Genomic DNA, 21,328 nt, shown 5'->3' with positions numbered 1-21,328 from the left:
TATATTATGCGAACTTCCAACTTGAAACCATATGATATTTATCTATATCATCAAGGCACAAATTATCATTCCCATGAGCTTCTAGGTGCCCACTTCATGACTGAAAATGATATACCCGGTGTCCGATTTACCGTATGGGCTCCTGATGCAAAAAAGGTTAGTGTGGTTGGCAGCTTTAATAAATGGGACATCAGTACCCATCCTATGAAAAGACTGTCAGATGGAGAAATTTGGTACATTTTCATTCCTCACTTAACTGAAGATGTCCTTTACAAATATGCGATTGAAACGCCAGACAACAAAGTGATCTACAAGGCTGATCCGTATGCGTTCTATGCAGAAAAAAGACCTAATACTGCATCCTGTTTATACAATATGTCAAAATACCAGTGGCATGATTCTCCATGGCAGCAAAACAAAAAAGCACAGCAATCTTACGAAAGACCAATGCTTATCTATGAAGTGCATTTAGGATCGTGGCGGCGCACTCCTGATAATGAATATCTTTCTTACCGCGATATGGCTGCTACTTTAATAGAATATGTAAAAAAAATGAACTACACGCATATAGAATTTTTACCATTGTACGAACATCCATTCGATGGTTCCTGGGGTTATCAGGCAACAGGTTATTACGCGGCCACCAGCCGTTACGGAACACCTGATGATTTTCGCTTTCTTGTCGATACTGCCCACCAAAACGGTATAGGTATCATTATGGATTGGGCCCCTGGCCATTTCTGTAATGACGCCCATGGCCTGAAAAATTTTGACGGACGCAACTTATATGAATCAGATAACACATTATTAAGTGAAAACAAACAATGGGGAACAACCAATTTTGACTATGGACGAACAGAAGTACAAAGCTTTTTAATCTCCAACGCTATTTTCTGGCTAGAAGAGTTTCATATTGATGGTCTCAGAATAGATGCAGTAGCTAATATGCTCTATCTCAATTATGAGCGGGAGGATGGTAGTTGGCAGCCAAATAAATATGGTGACAACGGTAATCTGGAAGCAATCGATTTTATAAAAAAACTCAATCAGGCTGTTTTTAAATATTATCCCGATGCTTTAATGATCGCTGAAGAATCCACCGACTGGCCTTTGATAAGCAGACCTGTATACAGCGGTGGTATGGGATTTAATTATAAGTGGAATATGGGCTGGATGAATGACATGCTAAGTTATATCAGCCTTGAACCCGCATATCGTAAATGGCATCATGATAAAATAACTTTTTCATTAATGTATGCTTTTTCCGAAAATTTTGTTCTTCCTTTATCACATGATGAAGTAGTACATGGGAAACGCTCCCTGATTGAAAAAATGCCAGGTGACTACTGGCAAAAATTTGCCGGACTTAGAGTATTCTTTTGTTACTGGATAACTCATCCCGGTAAAAAGTTACTTTTTATGGGCGGTGAATTTGGGCAATTTATTGAATGGAATTACAATAACAGTTTAGATTGGCACCTAGTAGATAAGTACCCAATGCATAATAAAATGCTTCATTTTTCACAAAGCTTAAACAAGCTTTATATCGAAACCCCTGCCTTATGGCAAATAGATTTTGACTGGAATGGCTTTACTTGGCTCAACTGTGATGACAGCAAAAACAGTGTCGTATCCTTCATGCGTAAAGCAGAAAAAAATAGTGATTTCGTAATTGTCATCTGTAATTTCACACCGAAAGTCCACCATGGTTATCGTTTAGGCCTTCCTGTAAAGGGAAGTTATAAGGAAATATTCAATAGTGATTCTATAGCTTTTGGTGGTTCGGGAGTTTCTAATAATGTGGATTTACAAACAGAATGTATACCATGGAATGGCTACCCATTCTCGTTAACACTTTCGGTTCCGCCCTTAGCCGGTCTATATCTGCATCTCACCAAAGAAGCTTATAGTATGTTTTTGGAAGAGAAAAACAGTAATCGCATTTTGGCGGATATACACATTCCGATTACCAAAAACGTGCATGGCAATCGCAAAAGAGAAATGGCTAGGCTTAAAAAAAAATTGAAAAAAGCAATTCAAAAGAAATGATGTTTTCATAATACAATGGGCAGATATATTTCTGCAAAATAACGGAATTTATAGAATGGAGGATTGTTCTTATGTTAAAACTTCTTTATGTTGCCTCAGAAGTAGCACCTTTTATCAAAACCGGTGGATTAGGTGATGTAGCCGGTTCACTACCTAAAGCACTCAGTGAACAAGGTACGGATGTTCGTGTTGTCCTACCAAAATACAGCTCTATTGCTCAGGAATATCGTTCAAAAATGAAAAAGATCTACTCGGGGATAATCAATGTTACCTGGCGGAAAAAATATTTTGGGATTGATGAATTAAAGTACAAAGGAATTACATTTTATTTTATAGATAATGAAGACTATTTTAAAAGAGACGGTCTTTACGGATATAAAGATGATGCTGAACGTTTCGTCTTTTTCTGCCGCGCAGTATTAAAAATGTTGCCTATAATTAAATTTTGGCCGGATGTTATTCATTTGAATGATTGGCAGACAAGTCCGGTCAGTGTTTTGCTAAAACTTGAATACATGTATGACAAAAAATATCAAGATATAAAAACCGTTTATACTATTCATAATCTAAAGTACCAGGGTATATTCCCAAAAGCTGTTTTGAACGATATAGTAGGCATTGATTATAGATATTTTGAAAATGGTGACTTTGAATTTTTCAACAATATCAATTTTATGAAAGCTGGTCTCTTATATGCTGACGCCTTAACTACTGTCAGCAAATCATATGCAGAGGAAATCAAGGATCCTTATTTTGGTGAGCAACTAGACGGTGTACTACGGCGCCGCAGTGATTGCTTAACAGGTATAACCAATGGCATAGATCAAGATGAATATAACCCTCAGACAGATCCTTTTATACCTGTTCCTTATACCGTAGCCGATGCCTTAGAGAAAAAAATTGAAAATAAGGTAGTCCTTCAGAAAAAATTGGGACTTCCCGTAAAAAGGAATATACCTTTAATTGCCTTTATTTCCAGACTGGTTGAAGCCAAGGGTATTGATTTGCTTATAAGAATTCTCGATGAGCTTTTACAATACGAAAATGTCCAATTTGTTTTGCTGGGAACTGGTGAATATAAATACCAGGAATGGTTCCAAAACCTGCAATGGAGATTTCCTACCAAAGTTTCTGTTAATACAACATTTGATAATAAACTAGCCCACCAAATCTATGCAGCCTCTTCACATCTTTTGATGCCATCTCGTTATGAACCATGCGGTATTTCCCAAATGATTGCTCTACGTTATGGCAGTATTCCTATCGTTCATGCAATTGGTGGGCTAAAAGACACAATTATTCCTTATAACAGCCATACTACTAGCAGTGGTAATGGATTCACCTTCCCACATTACAATGCTCACGAGCTCCTCTTTGCTATTAAACGTGCCTTAGAAAAATATAATGATATTATCATGCGTCGGCGCATTATAAAAAATGCCATGTCAAGTGATCATAGCTGGAATAAGTCAGCAAAACAATACAGAGATTTGTACAAGAAATTGCTGAAAAAAGAATAGTTATTTTAGCCAATATAAAAAAACTATTGAAAATTAACAATGAGGTGATTTTTTGCTTGAAGACTTTTTACCAATGCACGATTCCCATAATCCCTATTATCGTTTCCCCTTTGGTGCATGTACTACTGACGCAGACATATTTTTAGCAATTGATATTGTTGCCAAACAATCACCCTCATCTGTATCTCTTCGGTTATGGCACGAAAATTTGGGTGAAAAAATAATATCACTCCAAAACTCCCCACAAAATCCCCAACATTATGCTGGTCGTATAACTACACCAACTGAAGGGTGTCTCTTATGGTATTACTTTATTATCAAGACAGAAAAAGGCACCATATTCTATGGAAATAATGTTGACCATACTGGTGGAATAGGCCAAATGTATGATCAATCACCTGCTTCCTTTCAAATAACAGTCTATCAGGCTGATGCTACAACTCCGCCGTGGTTTAGGCATGGCGTAATGTACCAAATATTTCCTGACCGTTTTTATCGTCACGGCAGCACTATAATCCCCAAAAAGAATGTGGTCTACCATGCAGACTGGCATGATACCCCTTATTATTATAAAGACGTCGATACAAAGGAAATTGTCTCTTATGATTTTTTTGGTGGTAATATTGCCGGCATCAAGGAAAAACTGCCCTATTTACAGGATTTAGGCATTTCCGTAATCTATTTAAATCCTGTCTTTGAATCTGCCAGCAACCATCATTATGATACTGGTAATTATCATAAAATTGATCCCATCTTGGGTTCTAATGAAGATTTTATAGACTTATGCCATTATGCTAAAAAGCTGGGTATACGAATTATTCTCGACGGTGTATTCAGCCATACTGGCAGTGATAGCCTCTATTTTAACCGTTATAACAATTATCCTTCAATCGGTGCTTACCAATCTAAAGCATCACCGTATTATGATTGGTATACGTTTCGCAAATATCCATGCGAGTATGATAGCTGGTGGGGATTTAATACTCTTCCCAATGTCAATGAAACAGATCCGTCATATATGAATTTTATAATTGATGGGGAAAACAGCGTTCTTCGTCATTGGATGAAAAATGGTATAAGTGGTTGGCGCCTTGATGTTATTGATGAGCTACCGCAAAAATTTTCACGCCATTTTTATAAGGTGTTAAAAAGCATTCAACCCGATTCTGTACTGATTGGTGAGGTATGGGAAGATGCCTCAAACAAGGTCAGCTATGGTGTCTCACGTGAATACCTTTGCGGCGGTGAAATGGATTCCGCTATGAATTATCCCTTCCGTAAAACAGTATTAGATTTTTTACTTAAGCACATTACGGGAAAAATGGCTATCGCTAATCTAACAAGCCAAAAAGAAAATTACCCTATTTATAATTATTACGCGATGATGAATTTAGTTAGTAGTCATGATGTAGAAAGAGTAATTACTTTACTGGGCGAAGCTGCAAATTATGAAAATATGCCCGCCACAGCTCAAGCCCATTATAAATTAGATCCTGCGCATTATAAACTCGGCCTGCTCAGAAGTAGACTCGCAGCTTTATGGCAAATGACCTTTCCCGGTGTGCCTTCAATTTATTACGGTGACGAAATAGGTATGCAGGGACTGCGCGACCCTTATAATCGTGGTGCTTATGCATGGGATACCGACAATACAGACCTGCGGGAATGGTTTAAAAAATTAATCAAACTGAGAAATCAGCACATCGCCTTACAGACTGGTGAACTTCTTTTTCTTGAGGAACAAAATGATGTAATAGCATATCTACGCTGCATAAGGAACCATCAGGATGCATTTGGCAAAATTGCAGAAAATGATGCCTTTGTTATAATAATCAATCGTAGTTCCACAGAAAAGGCCCATATTAAGCTTGACCTACATGGTTTTTGTCATTCCGCACTGACTGACGTTCTAAATAAAACAGCTGACATTCCTTTACAAAACGATGTGCTAGAACTTGATATAGAAAAATTATCAGGAATAATCTTGCGGCAAAGTAAACCATCTTTTTACCATAAGCGAAATTGTGGTATATTACTTCACCCCACCTGTTTATATACACCTTATGGTATAGGCGACCTTGGCCAAACAGCGTTTTCTTTTATAGACTGGCTACACCAAGGCAACCAAAAATATTGGCAAATTCTGCCACTAAATCCGGTAGGATTTGGTGCGTCCCCTTATCAATCGAGTTCAGTATTTGCCGGTAATAAATTGCTTATCTCGCCTGACAGCCTACTCCAAGATGGCCTGCTCATTTCCAAAGAGCTCTATCAAGTTGTAAAGAATTCCACTACTGTTGAATTTTCAACAGTAGCGACAAATAAAGATAAATTGTTGCGAAAAGCTTTTTCCCGCTTTTCGGCAGACGAACCTTTTTATTTGTTTTGTCGCAACGAAAAATATTGGCTGGACGATTATGCGCTTTACAGTGCATTAAAAAAATTTTATTGCAATCTTCCCTGGACAAAATGGCCTAAAGCCTTAAAACAGCACTCACCTGATGCTTTAAAAGAAGCTGCCGTTATTCATCAAGATGAAATAAATTATGTAAAATTTGTCCAATATATATTTTTTAAGCAATGGGACAAATTAAAGAAATATGCAAATTCGCATGATATAAAAATTATTGGCGACATGCCTATTTTCCCTTCACATGACAGTGCTGATGTCTGGGCTAACCAAACATTATTCAATCTTGATAAAGATGGTTCACCCATAACAATTGCTGGTGTACCACCAGATTATTTCAGCAAGGACGGCCAGCTATGGGGCAATCCCCACTACCGGTGGGATGCAATGGCAAAAGATAATTATAAATGGTGGACAGAAAGATTTCGTACACTAACAAAAATAACAGATGTAATCCGGCTTGATCATTTCCGCGGTTTTGCTTCCTATTGGGCCGTAGACGCCAAGGCCTTAACAGCACGCGAAGGAAAATGGCAAAAGGGACCTGGGCTTGTTTTTTTCCAAACAATAAAAAAACAACTTCCACACCTTTCCCTTATAGCCGAAGATCTTGGTGTAATAACTTCAGATGTGGAAAAATTAAAAAATGATTGCAACTTACCCGGTATGAAAGTTCTCCAATTTGAATTACAGCCAAATAAACAAAAACGTATTGGCTTTTCCTGTGCAGAAAATAATATTGTATATACTGGCACACATGACAATGACACTACTATAGGTTGGCTGACAAAAACACTTTCTCCAGAAGATAAAGCTATCTTAGCAGCGCATTTACATACTTATACTGCAGATGCAGCCAAATTATGCAAGGAATTAATGGAATATGCTTATAACAGCGATGCCCGTACAGTTATTTTACCACTCCAAGACGTCCTGCTGCTCGATTCTTCTGCCCGAATGAATCTCCCCGGCACTGTTGGGAAAAACTGGCGTTGGTATTTATTACCAGGCAGTCTCACAGAAAAATCTGCTGCATTTCTAGCGAATCTTTGCACTAAATATAACAGATAATTTTTTCTTACGACACTATCCTGCATAATATTATCTTATCTGATAGATATTATGCAGGATTTTTTTATTTATTCACGAATATAAGTCAGTTGATATTATTTTTAGGAGAATTAAAATTATATGTATAAAAAAATTTATTTACTCTCTGTATTAGCTGCTTTTACTACTGTTTTTAATGTAGTCCAGTCCCATGCCTATGCGGAAGACACAGATGTTGATCTGCTTAATTATATCCAAGACCAAAAAGATTATGCCCGTCAGCATAGGGAAAATAAAGAACTTACCGCGCTACGTGCTGATATAGCCAAAGAGAAATTCATCCGCCCCATTGATCCTTCAAAACCTGCCCCAATAATTTTCGAAGGCAAGGATATTTCTTATGACACCCATACAGGCGATGTATTTGCCAAAGGGGATGTCCGTATAACTAACGAAGATTCTCGTATGACTGCCGACTCAGTTTCCGGCAATACCCAAAGTGGTGACACTGTTATTCCAGATAAAACACATATGGCACAGATAGGTGACCAAAAGACTGGGAAACCGGATGTAGTCATGGATGGTTATAATACTAGCTATAATTACAATACTAAACGTGGTAAAATGGAAGATGCCAAGGGTGTTATGGACACCGAACACATCTGGGGCAAGAAAATAGAATTTTATCCGGAAGAAATGATCGTATATAACGGTGCTATTACCCGTTGTCCGGCAATAAAACCAGATTACCATATGTCTGCTGATAAAATTGAAATATGGCCTGATGATCATATGATAGCCTACAATGCAAAATTCTGGATTAAAGGACAAGTTGTTTATAAAAAGGACCGCTATATAACAGCTATAGGAAAAAACGCTACAAGTAAAGATAGTATTCCTATACATGTAAATTACGATAGCGATGATGGCCTGCATATAAATTATTATTACGACCAGAATCTCAATGACAAAATCATTGCTTATATCGATTTTAATTATTACACTAAACACGATCTGCGTAATGTCTATGGAGTAAAATGGGCTAACGGTAAAGCCTCTGTCCGTCTGGAAGATGGTTATTACGAAGATGACAATAATGTTTGGATACAAAAAAAGCCAACTTTAATTTTTGACTATAATACCCCTGTTGCCGATACAGGATTTAATTTTGGTTTTTCCACTGAATATGGTAAATGGGATGATGATGTAAAATCAAGCTGGCACAGAAGCCATACTGTACGTCTCTCACATAACCCTATCAATCTTGGTTCACCAAAAGTACGTTTATACCCAGATATCGGCTATTCGTGGATACATGAATCTTATGATTCGAGCCGTTCTAATAACTTGTATTATGATGCCACAGTAGTTGCTGATATCAGTCCCAAATTTGCTGCTTATACGGCTTATCATTATTCGCGTTCAACAACGCAAAATTCTCTATTTGATTATGGCTACGATGATTATTCAAAGAAAGTTACTGCCGGGTTCAGTTATGAACTTACAGACAAAGACAGAATAGTTATTGCTAATGAGTTTGATGCTGATAATGGTATGAAGGTAATGGATAGGGATTATTATTGGTATCACGATTTTCATTGTCTTGACATGGAACTTAGATATCGTGAAAAAAGAAATTCCTGGCATATTAGATTCAACCTTGTACACTGGTGATATATATGGTAAATAATAAAAAAAATTTACTCATTGTCCTCAACAGCTTAGCCAATAAACGCATAATAGTGATCGGCGATATGGTCGCTGATATATATTTACACGGAACGATAGAACGGATTTCCCGTGAAGCTCCTGTTTTAGTACTTCAGCAGGCTGCCCAAAAAATAGTTGCCGGCGGTGCCGCTAATGTAGTAAACAATATTGCGACGTTAAGCGGCAATGTTGCAGCGGCAGGAATACTTGGCGATGATAGTGCAGCTGCCGGTCTTAAAAAAATATTGGCTGATAGCAACGCTGATACTGATGGCCTTTTGACCTCTGCAAAACGCACAACCATAACTAAGACAAGAATTATAGCCGGTGGGAGAGCTACTGTCAGCCAGCAAGTAGTTCGCATTGACCATGATAATAATACTCCTCTTGATGATTTTGACGAAAAATTACTGCTAAAAAAATTGCAGTCTCTTTTACCTCAAAGTGAAGGTATTGTCCTAAGTGACTATGGCAGTGGTACAATCACGCCTGCTATACGTGAGTTCGTCATAGATTATTCGCGAAAATATAATATTCCCTGTATTGTCGATTCCCGCTATGATATACAAGCTTTCATTGGTGTCACTTATGTAAAACAGAATGATGCGGAGCTGGCTAGTGCCGTAAACATGGTGATTAATACAGATGCCGATCTACATAAAGCTGGTTTTTTACTATTAAAAAAACTAAATGCAAAGGGCGTACTTGTCACCTGCGGGGAAAAGGGAATGGTATTATTTGAGGCTAATGGGAAAGTCAGTAATATTCCCGTATCAGATAAAAGCGAAGTTTACGATGTATCTGGTGCCGGTGATACATGCGTTGCTACCTTTATCTTAGCTGTAGCCGCAGGCAATACCCCACTTCTTGCCGCTGAACTATCAAATTATGCTGCGGGAATAGCCGTACGCAAAATAGGTACAGCGACTGTATCTACCGCCGAATTAAAATTTATTTTGGAAAAGTGAACTATGATTATAAAAAACGCTGATATAGCCTTACTTTGCTCTGTTTTAAAAAACGCTGGCCAAAAAATTGTTCTGACAAATGGTTGTTTTGATATTATTCACGCAGGCCATATAAAATATCTGGAAAAAGCGGCAGCATATGGTGATTGCCTGATTGTAGGCCTAAATACAGATGCCTCTGTAAAACGCTGGAAAGATAAAAATAGGCCCATAATCCCCGAGGAAGAACGTGCTGCTGTATTAGATGCATTAAAACCAGTGGATTATGTTGTTCTATTTGATGAAACGAACGCAGAAAAATTACTGGAAAAGGTAATGCCTGATGTCTATGTAAAGGGCGGCGATTATACGCTGGAAACATTACCAGAGGCAAAAACCTTAAAGCGCTGCGGCGGCCATGCCGAATTTATAAATTTGGTAGATGGCTGTTCTACTACTAAAATAATAAAAAAAATTAAAGAAATTTATAACTAATAATGAAAAATATTCTTATAATAAAATTAAGCGCTATTGGTGATGTCATTCATGCTTTGCCAGTATCAGCCTCTATAAAAAAGACATGGCCGGATTGCCATCTGACATGGGTGGTTTCTCCTGTGGCTGCCGATATAGTCAAAGATAGCCCTGCTATTGATGAAGTCATTATTTTTGACCGGAAAAAGTTAAACTCTTTTATCAGTTTTCTTAAATATGTAAAACCATTCTCAGCAACACTTAATAAACGGCATTACGATATCAGTATTGATCTGCAAGGTCTTTTAAAATCAGCCTTAGTTGCTTTTCTCGCACATGCCCGCCAAAAAATTGGTTACGCAGATATGCGTGAAGGGAGCGGTCTTATCAGTACACCGGTAAGCGGAAAAAATCGTAATGGTCATATAGTGGAGCGTTATTTAGATGTTGTACGTTCCTTAGGCTGCAATACGGAAGATTTATCTTTTCCTCTCGGCATTACAAATGATAATATTATGCGAGCACAGTTACTTCTCTCCGGTAAATTAACTTTAAAAGAAACATATGTAGTGCTTGTCGTCGGTGCAAATTGGGCCAACAAACGTTGGCCAGCCAGCTATTTCGCTGAATTAGCAAATTGGTGCCATCAAAAGCACATTGTGACTATTCTGGCGGGATATGGTAATATTGATGAAAATATTGCTGCCAGTATAAAAAAAGATACGTTAGGTGACGTCATTAATCTCGTTGGTAAAACAGCATTAAAAGAATTAGCCTATATATTAAAAAATGCCAATGCAGTAATCGGTGGTGATACGGGTAATCTCCATATGGCGGCTGCGCTTAATACTCCAGCAATTATGCTAATGGGACCGACTGATGCGAAGCGGAATGGCCCTTATAAACAAAAAGAGAATGCTATCGAAGTTCCTTACGATTGCAAACATTGCTGGAAAAGAAAATGCCGTTTTAATCGTGATTGTCTTGCAAGCATTAAACCGCAGCAAGTAATAAATAAATTAACAACTATTTTAAAACAGGATAAATCCCGGTAACAGCCTAACTGTAAAAATTTTATTTTCTGCTTAATAATTCTATCTGCTAAGTACAATGAGAGGGTGGTTCGTATAGCTCTTTATTATATTCTAAAAATAATAAGTAAAATTTTTTGCCTATTACCTGAAAAAATTTCATATGCTATTGGTGATGCTATCGGTGCAATAACATGGTATCTGGTGCCTGCAAAAAGAAAAAAAATGGCTGTGAATAATGTTATATTAAGTCTTAATATAGATAAACCGTCAGCAGTAAGAATCGCCAAAAAAAGCTGGACAAAATTTGGCCCTATGATTGTTGAGGTTTTGCGTTTCCCGATAATGCGTTATAATATGAATAAATATGTCACCTTAATTGGCGCAGAGAATCTTGATGAGGCCTTAAAACTTGGCCGTGGTGGCATCATCGCTGCTGCACACAGTGATAATTGGGAGCTTTTAGGCGGCGCACTAGCGCAAAATGGTTATAAACTTGTTGGTGTCGCACAAGAACAATCCAACCACGGTGCTGACCGTTTTATGAATGAATACCGGGCTTTAATTGGCATGTATGTCATGTATAAATATGATGTAAGAAATATGTTCAAAATGATTGCTAAGGGATGGCTTATTGGCCTTATTATGGATCAGGATGCTGCTGAGGATGGCATAGTTATGCCTTTTTTGGGCAGAGATGCTTCCTGCGCTCACGGGGCAGCTACAATTGCCCGCCACAATAATGCCCCTATCATCCCTATTTTTATAGTCAAAGGCCCTAAAAGAACACATAAAGTTATTATTCACAAACCGATCTTTGTAGAAAAGACAGCAAACAAACATGCTGATATCCGTAAAACAACTATGATAATTACGAAGCAAATCGAAGACCATATAAGAGAATACCCAGAAGAATGGTTTTGGTTGCATGACCGCTGGAAATCAGTAGAACATCATCAGGCAATAAAAAGCTATACTGAGGGAGACAAACAAAATGCAAAATAACGACCAACCGATAGATTTTACTGTCTGCTGGGTAGATGGCAACGATCCTGCATGGCAGAAACAAAAAAGCCAATATGATCCTGAAGCTGGTGGTGATAAACGAATAAGCCGTTATCGCGACTGGGATAATTTGCAATATTGGTTCCGCGGAGTAGAAAAATTTGCTCCATGGGTAAACAAAATTCATTTTATAACCTGGGGACATCTTCCGCAATGGCTCAATACAGCTCATCCTAAGCTTAATATAGTCAGACACGAGGATTATTTACTACCGCAGTATATGCCTACGTTCAGCTCTAGTCCTCTGGAATTAAACCTACACCGTATAAAAGGTCTTGCAGAACACTTTGTATCATTTAACGATGATATGTTTATTATAAGTCCCGTTTCCAAAGATTTATTTTTTCAAAACGGCCTGCCTACAGATTTCTGCATAGCCACCGCAATAAGTGCTCCTGTAAAAGGTGATATGATGCCATTTATAAAATTCAACAGTGTGGCCGTCTTAAATGCAAATTTTGATAAAAAAATTGAAGTCCATAAACATTTTTGGAAATGGATGTCACCAAAATATGGCTGGGATGCCTTACGTAATCTTATTTTCGCAGGAGAACACCACTTTCGCGGTTTTTCCAATAATCATTTACCATATTCATTCTTAAAAAATACTTATGATGATATCTGGTCGAAAGAAAATGATATTCTTGATGAAAGCAGCCGCCACAAATTTCGCAGCCGCAATGACGTTGACCAGTGGTTAATCCGTTACTGGCAACTCGTAAGGGGAGATTTTGAACCAATCGGCCGCCATACTAAGGGACGTGTTTTTGAAGTCTACGGTAATGAAAATGAAAACACTGAATTATATAAAGCCATCGAAGCGCAAAATATGCCTATGCTCTGTATAAATGATAATGACGGCATTGATTTTTTAAATATAAAAAAACATATCATTTCTTCTTTTGACAAAATACTGCCTGAAAAATCAAGTTTTGAAAAATAAAGGATATACAGGTAAAAATAATATGAATATTCTGCTTCTTGTTCCTCGAATGAATATAGGTGGTGCAGAAACTCATGTTGCTATGCTCGCCCCACTTCTACAAAAGAATGGTAATAATGTAATTGTTGTCTCTGGCGGGGGACAGCTTGCAAACGACCTTGCCCGCAGGGGAATCAAGCAAATATTTTTGCCCCTACGACTGAGCACAGACTTAGCCGCATTTCTTCTCAAATTTATAATAAAAAAATATAATATTGACCTCATTCATGCACACTCAGCGGCAGCTGGCATTACTGCTGTAAAATGCAAAATAAAATATATGCCTTGGTTACCGGTAATTTATACTGCACATGGGATTTTTGGCAATGCAAAAGAAAAAATATTATTAAAATGCGATAAAATTATTACGGTAAGTCAGTTTGTCTACAAAAAGGCAATAGAAGTAGGCTCTGATCCTTCCAAAACCAAAACTATATACAATGGTATTGATACGCAAAAATTTTCTCCCAAACACAATAAATCTTTTCTCAGGGAAAAATATAGTATTCCTCTTGATGCTTTCTGCCTGGTTATTGTTTCCCGCATAAAAAATCTTCATAATAAAGGGCATCAACACCTTATTAATATCCTAACCAATTATGAATGTGCTAAAAACTGGCATCTAATAGTTATTGGTACAGGTAAGGGAAAATATTCCCTTTACTATCAAATTCTAAAAAATAATTTATTTTCAAGAGTGCATTTTTTAGGCCATAAAACAGATATAGAAAATTATCTTGATGCAGCTGATGTCATTGTTTTACCTTCATATTTTGAAACTTTTGGCCTGTCTATAGCAGAAGGAATGGCTATGAAAAAACCGGCTGTTGCCTATGATGTCGGCGGTACCAACGAAGTAATAAAAGATAAACAAACAGGTTTCCTCATTCCGTATGCTGATGATGATAAGCTATGTCTAAGACTTCAGCAATTATCCACTGATAAGGATCTTCGTCTGCGATTAGGAACATCTGCAGAAGAAGACGTAAAAATGAGATTTTCTCCTACCAAAATGATAAAGGAAATTATCGACTTATACGAAGATGCTTTATCTAAAAGATTTGGTTAGGAACTCTTATTTACAACTATATTCAACTATATTGCCCTAATAAAAAGGGGAAATAAACAATATGAACATACTAATACTATTTACTCAACCATGGAAAACTGGCGGTGCGGAAACGCATGTAGAAGCATTGTTAAAGGGATTATCGCAATATAATATTTTTTTAGCTGTTAATCAGGGCAGTAATTTAGATAAATTAGCTTACTTAAAAAAGACATACACCAATGTGCATATCACTATTATACAAGCGCGTGGATTCAATCTTTTTAAATGGCATGATAGTCTCCAAAAATTAAAAGATTTAATAAAAAGATACGATATTAATATCATATCCGCACAGCAACGCACTGCAGGTATCTGGGCATGGTATCTTTCTAGGTCAACTGCTATAAAATATACCGTTACCATGCATGATCCCTGGCATAGAGCAAAATTCAAACATCTCTATCCACGGATTTTTCCTGAAATTTTTACAGTTAGCAGTAATTTGGCAAATATCTTGTATAATGAATATGGCTTCAAAAAAGATAGTGTCACGATTATAAACAACGGTATAGATTTTTCTTTATTTAAACCATTAGATAAAATACTAGCAAGAAAACGCCTATCCCTGTCCCCTGATGCAAAACTTATAGTTCACGTCAGCCGTTTGAGTTCTATAAAAGGTGCAGTATCTTTAGCACTTATTGATGCTTTAACTAACTTAGCCCAAGCATCAATTTACTATCAATTAATAATCATAGGTGAGGGACCATTGCGGGAAAGAATTGAAGAAAAGGCACATCTCTTTAATTCTACATATGGCAATTGGATAACGGTAAAAGATTTTACACCTCAGATAGCATTATGGTATAACGCCTGTGATATTTTAATTGGCGAAGGACGCGTAGCCATTGAAGCTTTAGCTTGTGAAAAACCAGTAATCGCCATCCGCAATAATAAATCTTTCCTTGGTTTAATAACGAAGGAAAATATTGCCTATGCATGTGCCGTTAATTTTGATGCACAAGATCAAATAGCAAACAGCGCTAACATCAGTAGAGAAATTAATAATGCCTTTAACCTGCCGGCAGATGACTCTAAAAATATCGCACTATATTTGAAAAACAACTTAAGTATTGATAAAATGACAGATGCATACTTGTGCATATTTAAAAAATTATTACATGACAAGAAAAATTTCATAAATTGATGGAGAATTATCTAGTGCGAAAAATATTAATTATAAATCGTCTTGGCATAGGTGATGTTGTTTTAACCACACCGTTAGCTCAACTCTTAAAAGAAAATATAGAAAACATTAAAATTGGCTTTTTAATAGCTGATAAAGCCGCTGATCTATTAAAAAACCACATGTATATAGATGATGTATTTTCTTATAAACATAAAGAAAAGGCAGTTATCATCAAACAAATTAAAAAAGCAGCTTATACAGACGCTATAATTGTAGATGGCAGGCTCAATTCAACCATACTGGCTCTACGGGCTGGCTGCCATTTACTGAATAAAGGATATTGCATTTCTATAAACAGACGCCATTTTTTCCCTAGGAAAGAGCTAAATAAAAGGGCTATAGAAGATTTTTCAATGTATGCCAAATTACTTTTTAATATAAATTTTGATAAAACTAATTTGCTGCCTAAAATTGGAAATTGTGATGCTAAAAGACAATTAGAAATATCTAATTGGGTGGAAAAAAATAAACAATCCACCAAAAAAATTGTTCTCATTGTCGCCAGAACTGCTGCTGATATAAAAAATTGGAATCCTATTGAATTAGGAAAATTAAATATTTATTTAAATACCCGTGGAATAAAACCTATATATATAGGCTCACCTAATGACGCGGAGTATATAAAAGAAATTGCTGGTAATAAAATCAATATGGCCGGTAAATTATCTTTACGTGATATCCCTGAAATCGCTAAATACGCCTCCTGGGCATTATCAATGTGCACAGGGCCTTTACATATATTAGGTACGGTAAAAGATCTGCCTATCATTGCAATTTACGGTCCTAGTGATCCTCTTCGCTGGGCTCCTACAAATGCTATCGTTGTCCAAAGTGATTTATCATGTGTTCCCTGCCAAAATTGGGATAAATGCGATAAACCCAAAGGTCACACTTGTATGGACCAAATCAAATTCGAACAGATAAAAAAAATTATTATAGAAAAACATTTATTATAATGATCATATTTTCTTCCATTTATATTGACGCATTTGTCTTTATAAACAATTTCTGCTTAACTACTTATAGCCTTTTACGGTTAATAAACTATTTAAATATATAACGGAGTACTCATATAATGACAAAAAAATTTTTGAATATCGTGTCTGGAACTCCTTCTGGTGCTTTAAATATCTCTATGGCTATTAGTAATTATTTAAAAAAACAAGGTTACAATGTCATCGATGTTTTCCGCAAATATAATAAAACAGAATTAACCGATGTTATTGTAATAAAAGATAAATTTACCTTAGACTACATTTGGTCTTTAGCAAAATTTATTCAAACAACCCATCCTGATATCATCTTGGTACATGGCTATAGCACACATATTTGGACAAAGTTAGCACTTGCTTATGCCAAAATGGATGTAAAATTAATCCATGTAGAACATAATATAGAAAAATACACAGCATTTAGAAGCTATCTGACCCGTAAAATGGATAAATACACTGCCAAGTATATATGTGTATCCCAAGGAGTAGCAACCAACTTGGCAAAACAAGGTATTAATAAGGATAAAATAGAAGTTATATACAATGGCATAGACATTGACAAATTTAATTTACCTAAAATACCACATAAAATTTTTACTGTAGGGATGGTTGCACGTTTTAGTAAACAAAAAGATCAATTGACCTTAATAAAAGCCATTGAATATTTACTTAAAGAAAAAAATATACCAATAAAATTAATATTAATGGGAGCAGGTAAAACAAAAGAAAAATGTATTTCTTATGTAAGAGAAAGACAATTAGCAAATAATATATCCTTTACAGAAGGCAAATTTGCAGATCTAATAGGTCATCTGGACATTTTTATTTTATCAACTCATTATGAAGGCCTGGCATTAGTATTATGCGAAGCAATGGCAGCCAAAACACCAGTAATCGCTTCCAATGTCAACGGTACCGATGCAGTGATTGATGATAAATATAATGGTCTATTATTTACTGAAGGTAATTACCAAGAATTAAGCGATTGTATCCTAAATGTCAAGAATAATAAGTCTTTCTCTGATCAATTAGTCAGCAATGGCTATAGCGTAGTAAATAATAATTTTTCATTAGCCAAAATGCTGAAACTTTATTTAAAAAATATTGAATAAGTTTTACATACTTCACCACAAGGAGCTTTATTATGAGCGAAATAACCATCGTTACCGCATTTTTTGATATTGGCCGCACTAGTTGGGAAAATTCACAAAGAAGCAATCATGAATATATGGAAGCTTTTAAATTTTGGGCAAGAATAAGAAATAATGTTATTATATACACTGAAAAAATTTTTGCGGAAGAAATTTTTAATATCAGAAAATCATATGGACTAGAACAGCGCACTAAAGTAATAACTATTGATAATGTCTTAAACTGTGACCGTGAAATTTATGACAAAATGGCTGCCGTAATGCAATCAAACATTTTCCGTTCTTTTAGAAAGGATCCAAAAAGTCCAGAATCATGGAATGCAAGATACAATTATATTATGTATTTAAAATCTTATTTTATAACAGATGCAATAAATAAAAAACTGACAAATGACTTTGTTGCCTGGTTTGATTTTGGTTTTAATAAAAATGGTACATTAGATTATCCTTATAAAGAAGAATTTGACTTTCTTTGGAAATACGATTTTGAAAATAAAATGTATTTATTTGTAATTGAAGATATAGGTATTGATAAACCTATTTTTGATATAGTCAGAGAAATGGACGTCTATATAACAGGTAACACCGTCATTGGTGCTAAAATATTATGGCCTCAGTATCATTCTTTGTGTAGGAACAGTATTATAAGCTTAGCTGATTGTGGAATGGCTGATGATGATCAAACAATTGCATTGATGGCATATAGAAAAAAACCTCAACTTTTTAAGTTATATAAAGTTAACACTTGGTGTGGCTGGTTAAAAGAATTAGGCGGTAGTCATTTAACCCAAAAAATTTTCAAAGAAAAAAAATATAAAAAATATAAAAGATGTGCCCTTTTATATTTTAAAGAAAGGAATAATACAAAAGCATTTTTTTATTATTGTAAATATCTTATGGGGAGATTTAGTAAGTAATGTTAAATATTAAACAGTATAATTATCTTGAAACAACAATAGTCATTTGCATTGCAATTTTTTCTCTATTATTTTTTGTCAACACTAAAGTAGCAGATGTTTTTATCAGAATTTCTTTTGTCCTACTTTTGATAAATATACTAAAACAAAAATCTTTTATTTTTAAATGGACATTATATAAGTATTATTTAATCCCCCTGATAGTGTTTTATTTATGTACGTTTGTTCTTTTGTTTTGTGATGGTGTATTTTATAAATCTATTTTACTTTACGAAGCATGGGTTAAAATGCTTATTCCCTTTCTTGTAATGATTTTTTTTACTCCTAATAAAAACACTCTTTTAATATTATTCAGCATATTATTATGTAGTTTTTTTATATATGATCTTTCTACTATTTATTACTATTTTGTAGAGAACGTCTATCGAGCTGGTGGCCTAAATAATGATATGATTGGTTTTGCTGTTATTCTCTTATTACATGTACCTATTTTATTTGTTTTATGTATAAAAAAAAGTAATAAATTATATCCTATACTACTATTTATTGCTTTACTTGCTGCATTCGCCAATGCCACCAGAATGGCCTGGTTCATTATTATGATAGATTTCATTCTTCTAGTCTTTATCATGATAAAAAAGTGGCAAAAAAAATTGCTTTTATTAATACTATTTTGTGGATTAATTACCAGTCTATACAATTTTAACATACAGGTAAATACACAGATAAATAATTTATTCAATAATACTAACGTATCTACTCGTGGACATTATTATTATCTTAGAGACGGTTATCGTCTTTTCCTTAATAATCCTTATACAGGTGTTGGATTAAGTAATTTTCCTTCTGCAATTTTAGAACAAAATCTAATATCTAATGAAGCACAAGAAAACTTAAAAAATGATCTATCAATAAAGATAAATGGTACACGTTCTATAATACATGCTCATAATGACTTAGTAATGTTTTTAGCTCAATTCGGTATAATTGGTGGTTTAGTATACATTTTTCTATATGGTAGTATACTATTTCTTACCTTCCGTAATTGGTATTCAAGGAAAAAAAGTATTGATCTATGTATGTTCTTTATAACACTTAATTTTTTATTACATGGGTTAATCGATTATCATTTCATTAATTTACATCCAGTAACCATATATTTTTTCTTATTGGGATTCTACCTAAAATATAAAGACATAAATGATGATATATCACTAAATGCACCAGTTATCAAAAAAAAATATATCATATCTGTTTGGTGTGTTATTTTATTTATAATCCTACTAAGAATAGGCAGTCGTTATTTAACAACAATTACTTAACATGATTTAGTTAGATATTAATATACTTAGCATTAAAAAAGATATCAATTTTTCTAATATGTCTTTAATAATAATTCTAAATTTATTACAAACGAAATGGTGATTTTTTGCATACAAAAAGCTACGTAACAAAGAAAATCATATATGGCAATCCTTCACAAGTACCTATAAAATATGATAATGCTCTTAATATAGGTTATGGTATTGATAATAATTATGTCCAGCCAATGGGTGTATCCATGGCCTCTATTGTAATAAATAATCCCAAAAAGAAAATTATATTTCATGTTTTTATAGATTGTATAGATAAAAATAATAAGGAAAAATTAAAACAATTTGCCATAGATAATAAAACTATCATTATTATTTATCTCATTGACACTAAAATCTTTAATGATTTTTCATATACAAATCATTTTTCCAAAGCTACTTATAATAGATTATTAATGCCTCAAATATTAGAGAATGTACTCGATAAAATTATATATATTGATGCAGACGTTCAATGTTTTGGTAAATTAGATGAAATATTTACTATTTCTCTTGCTAATAAATTAGCAGCAGTTGTCCCTGATATAAAGGTTGTGCGTCAACGACAAATTGCTTTTCTTCAACTAAAAAATGCCGTTTATTTTAATGCAGGTTTTATGTATATCAATGTTCCTATGTGGAATAAAGAAAATATCTCAGAAAAGACTATGAAAGTTGCATTTGAAAATCGTGATCGCTTTAATTGGCAGGATCAAGATGCCCTTAACGTAGTATTAGACGGAAAATGCATGTATCTAGATAAAAGATATGACTATTTATTAGATTTAAAGTATAAAACTGTTTCTATTCCTGAAAATGCAGTCTTTGTGCATTATGTTGGCCGGTATAAACCATGGGATAAATGGTGTTTAAATCCTTTACGCAATAAATTTTTAGACATAGAAAAAATTTCATTATGGAAAAATACACCTTTGAGTAAACCAAATTCTTACAAGACTATGAAACGCATGGGATATTCCAATATGATATACGGAAATTATTTAACTGGCATTCATTGGTATTTGAAATATAGTTTTACCAAAATAAAATGTCTAATATGCAAATCAATCATCCGCAAAAATATAGACAATATATGAACGGTTAATTATAAAATATAAAATGTCTTAATTTATGGATTCATTAAACAACTCCTTTTAGGTTTGTTTAGTCACTTATCTTTTTCGGAGTTACCGATGGTTTTTCCTATTGAATTCATTATAGATGCATAGCAAAGGAGGATGTGGACAAAATGATTTTCCATTTTGTCCACATCCTCCTTATATGGTACTGTCAATATTCTTTCGCAAAATCATAGACCTCATTGCTACTAAAGTTAGCCAAGAATTGTCTCGGTACCGCATTCATACAGATGCTTCAT

Annotated in this window: 16 protein-coding genes; all 16 read left to right on the top strand. The window is 34.8% G+C overall.

From position 1 onward, the window contains the following. Positions 1-6 precede the first annotated feature (6 nt). The 16 genes from glgB (at position 7) to EDC37_RS02165 (ending at position 21,047) form a co-directional block, all read left to right on the top strand. Positions 7-2,049, top strand: coding sequence for a 1,4-alpha-glucan branching protein GlgB (glgB, locus tag EDC37_RS02240; RefSeq protein ID WP_132547495.1), 2,043 nt, complete (start codon positions 7-9; stop codon positions 2,047-2,049). A 71-nt stretch (positions 2,050-2,120) separates the two neighbouring features. After that, entirely contained in the window at positions 2,121-3,569 is a 1,449-nt protein-coding gene (gene glgA, locus EDC37_RS02235; RefSeq protein WP_132547493.1) for a glycogen synthase GlgA, read from the top strand. Between the two features lie 52 nt (positions 3,570-3,621). Next, positions 3,622-7,050, top strand: coding sequence for a 4-alpha-glucanotransferase (gene malQ / locus EDC37_RS02230; protein WP_243642159.1), 3,429 nt, complete (start codon positions 3,622-3,624; stop codon positions 7,048-7,050). Between the two features lie 120 nt (positions 7,051-7,170). Then, positions 7,171-8,703, top strand: coding sequence for an LPS-assembly protein LptD (locus tag EDC37_RS02225; protein ID WP_132547491.1), 1,533 nt, complete (start codon positions 7,171-7,173; stop codon positions 8,701-8,703). A 5-nt stretch (positions 8,704-8,708) separates the two neighbouring features. Then, complete coding sequence (locus EDC37_RS02220) at positions 8,709-9,707, top strand: bifunctional heptose 7-phosphate kinase/heptose 1-phosphate adenyltransferase (protein WP_132547489.1); 999 nt, start codon at positions 8,709-8,711, stop codon at positions 9,705-9,707. Positions 9,708-9,710: 3 nt separating this feature from the next. Further along, positions 9,711-10,181 carry a D-glycero-beta-D-manno-heptose 1-phosphate adenylyltransferase gene (gene rfaE2 / locus EDC37_RS02215; protein WP_132547487.1) on the top strand — a complete coding sequence of 157 codons (471 nt, stop codon included), beginning with the start codon at positions 9,711-9,713 and terminating at the stop codon, positions 10,179-10,181. A 2-nt stretch (positions 10,182-10,183) separates the two neighbouring features. Continuing rightward, positions 10,184-11,215, top strand: coding sequence for a lipopolysaccharide heptosyltransferase I (waaC, locus tag EDC37_RS02210; RefSeq protein ID WP_132547485.1), 1,032 nt, complete (start codon positions 10,184-10,186; stop codon positions 11,213-11,215). 63 nt (positions 11,216-11,278) lie between these two features. Continuing rightward, a complete protein-coding gene (locus EDC37_RS02205) occupies positions 11,279-12,196 on the top strand; it encodes a lysophospholipid acyltransferase family protein (RefSeq protein WP_243642157.1) in 918 nt (305 codons plus the stop codon). Next, a complete protein-coding gene (locus EDC37_RS02200) occupies positions 12,186-13,199 on the top strand; it encodes a Stealth CR1 domain-containing protein (protein WP_132547483.1) in 1,014 nt (337 codons plus the stop codon). Before EDC37_RS02205 ends, EDC37_RS02200 begins: the two co-directional genes overlap by 11 nt. A 22-nt stretch (positions 13,200-13,221) precedes the next feature. Beyond that, positions 13,222-14,307, top strand: a complete 1,086-nt coding sequence (locus EDC37_RS02195; RefSeq protein WP_132547481.1) for a glycosyltransferase family 4 protein — start codon at positions 13,222-13,224, stop codon at positions 14,305-14,307. A gap of 61 nt (positions 14,308-14,368) precedes the next feature. Further along, positions 14,369-15,496, top strand: coding sequence for a glycosyltransferase (locus EDC37_RS02190; protein WP_132547479.1), 1,128 nt, complete (start codon positions 14,369-14,371; stop codon positions 15,494-15,496). 14 nt (positions 15,497-15,510) lie between these two features. Next, on the top strand, positions 15,511-16,494 hold the full coding sequence (locus EDC37_RS02185) for a glycosyltransferase family 9 protein (RefSeq protein WP_132547477.1): 984 nt from the start codon (positions 15,511-15,513) through the stop codon (positions 16,492-16,494). A gap of 119 nt (positions 16,495-16,613) precedes the next feature. Beyond that, on the top strand, positions 16,614-17,642 hold the full coding sequence (locus EDC37_RS02180) for a glycosyltransferase (RefSeq protein WP_132547475.1): 1,029 nt from the start codon (positions 16,614-16,616) through the stop codon (positions 17,640-17,642). A 32-nt stretch (positions 17,643-17,674) separates the two neighbouring features. Then, entirely contained in the window at positions 17,675-18,598 is a 924-nt protein-coding gene (locus EDC37_RS02175) for a WlaTC/HtrL family glycosyltransferase (protein ID WP_132547473.1), read from the top strand. Beyond that, positions 18,598-19,920, top strand: coding sequence for an O-antigen ligase family protein (locus tag EDC37_RS02170; RefSeq protein WP_132547471.1), 1,323 nt, complete (start codon positions 18,598-18,600; stop codon positions 19,918-19,920). The genes EDC37_RS02175 and EDC37_RS02170 overlap by 1 nt, the downstream gene beginning before the upstream one ends. Positions 19,921-20,027: 107 nt before the next feature. Further along, complete coding sequence (locus tag EDC37_RS02165; RefSeq protein WP_132547469.1) at positions 20,028-21,047, top strand: glycosyltransferase family 8 protein; 1,020 nt, start codon at positions 20,028-20,030, stop codon at positions 21,045-21,047. Positions 21,048-21,328 lie beyond the last annotated feature (281 nt).

Source organism: Pectinatus cerevisiiphilus (assembly GCF_004341685.1).
Classification (GTDB): Bacteria; Bacillota; Negativicutes; order Selenomonadales; family Selenomonadaceae; genus Pectinatus; species Pectinatus cerevisiiphilus.
This window is presented reverse-complemented; position numbering and strand designations above follow the sequence as displayed.

Excerpts from the sequence above, each read along its gene's own strand:
- glgB (WP_132547495.1), top strand. The coding sequence starts at position 7 with ATGCGAACTTCCAACTTGAAACCATATGATATTTATCTATATCATCAA.
- glgA (WP_132547493.1), top strand. The coding sequence starts at position 2,121 with ATGTTAAAACTTCTTTATGTTGCCTCAGAAGTAGCACCTTTTATCAAA.
- EDC37_RS02225 (WP_132547491.1), top strand. The coding sequence starts at position 7,171 with ATGTATAAAAAAATTTATTTACTCTCTGTATTAGCTGCTTTTACTACT.
- EDC37_RS02220 (WP_132547489.1), top strand. The coding sequence starts at position 8,709 with ATGGTAAATAATAAAAAAAATTTACTCATTGTCCTCAACAGCTTAGCC.
- rfaE2 (WP_132547487.1), top strand. The coding sequence starts at position 9,711 with ATGATTATAAAAAACGCTGATATAGCCTTACTTTGCTCTGTTTTAAAA.
- waaC (WP_132547485.1), top strand. The coding sequence starts at position 10,184 with ATGAAAAATATTCTTATAATAAAATTAAGCGCTATTGGTGATGTCATT.
- EDC37_RS02200 (WP_132547483.1), top strand. The coding sequence starts at position 12,186 with ATGCAAAATAACGACCAACCGATAGATTTTACTGTCTGCTGGGTAGAT.
- EDC37_RS02195 (WP_132547481.1), top strand. The coding sequence starts at position 13,222 with ATGAATATTCTGCTTCTTGTTCCTCGAATGAATATAGGTGGTGCAGAA.
- EDC37_RS02190 (WP_132547479.1), top strand. The coding sequence starts at position 14,369 with ATGAACATACTAATACTATTTACTCAACCATGGAAAACTGGCGGTGCG.
- EDC37_RS02180 (WP_132547475.1), top strand. The coding sequence starts at position 16,614 with ATGACAAAAAAATTTTTGAATATCGTGTCTGGAACTCCTTCTGGTGCT.
- EDC37_RS02175 (WP_132547473.1), top strand. The coding sequence starts at position 17,675 with ATGAGCGAAATAACCATCGTTACCGCATTTTTTGATATTGGCCGCACT.
- EDC37_RS02170 (WP_132547471.1), top strand. The coding sequence starts at position 18,598 with ATGTTAAATATTAAACAGTATAATTATCTTGAAACAACAATAGTCATT.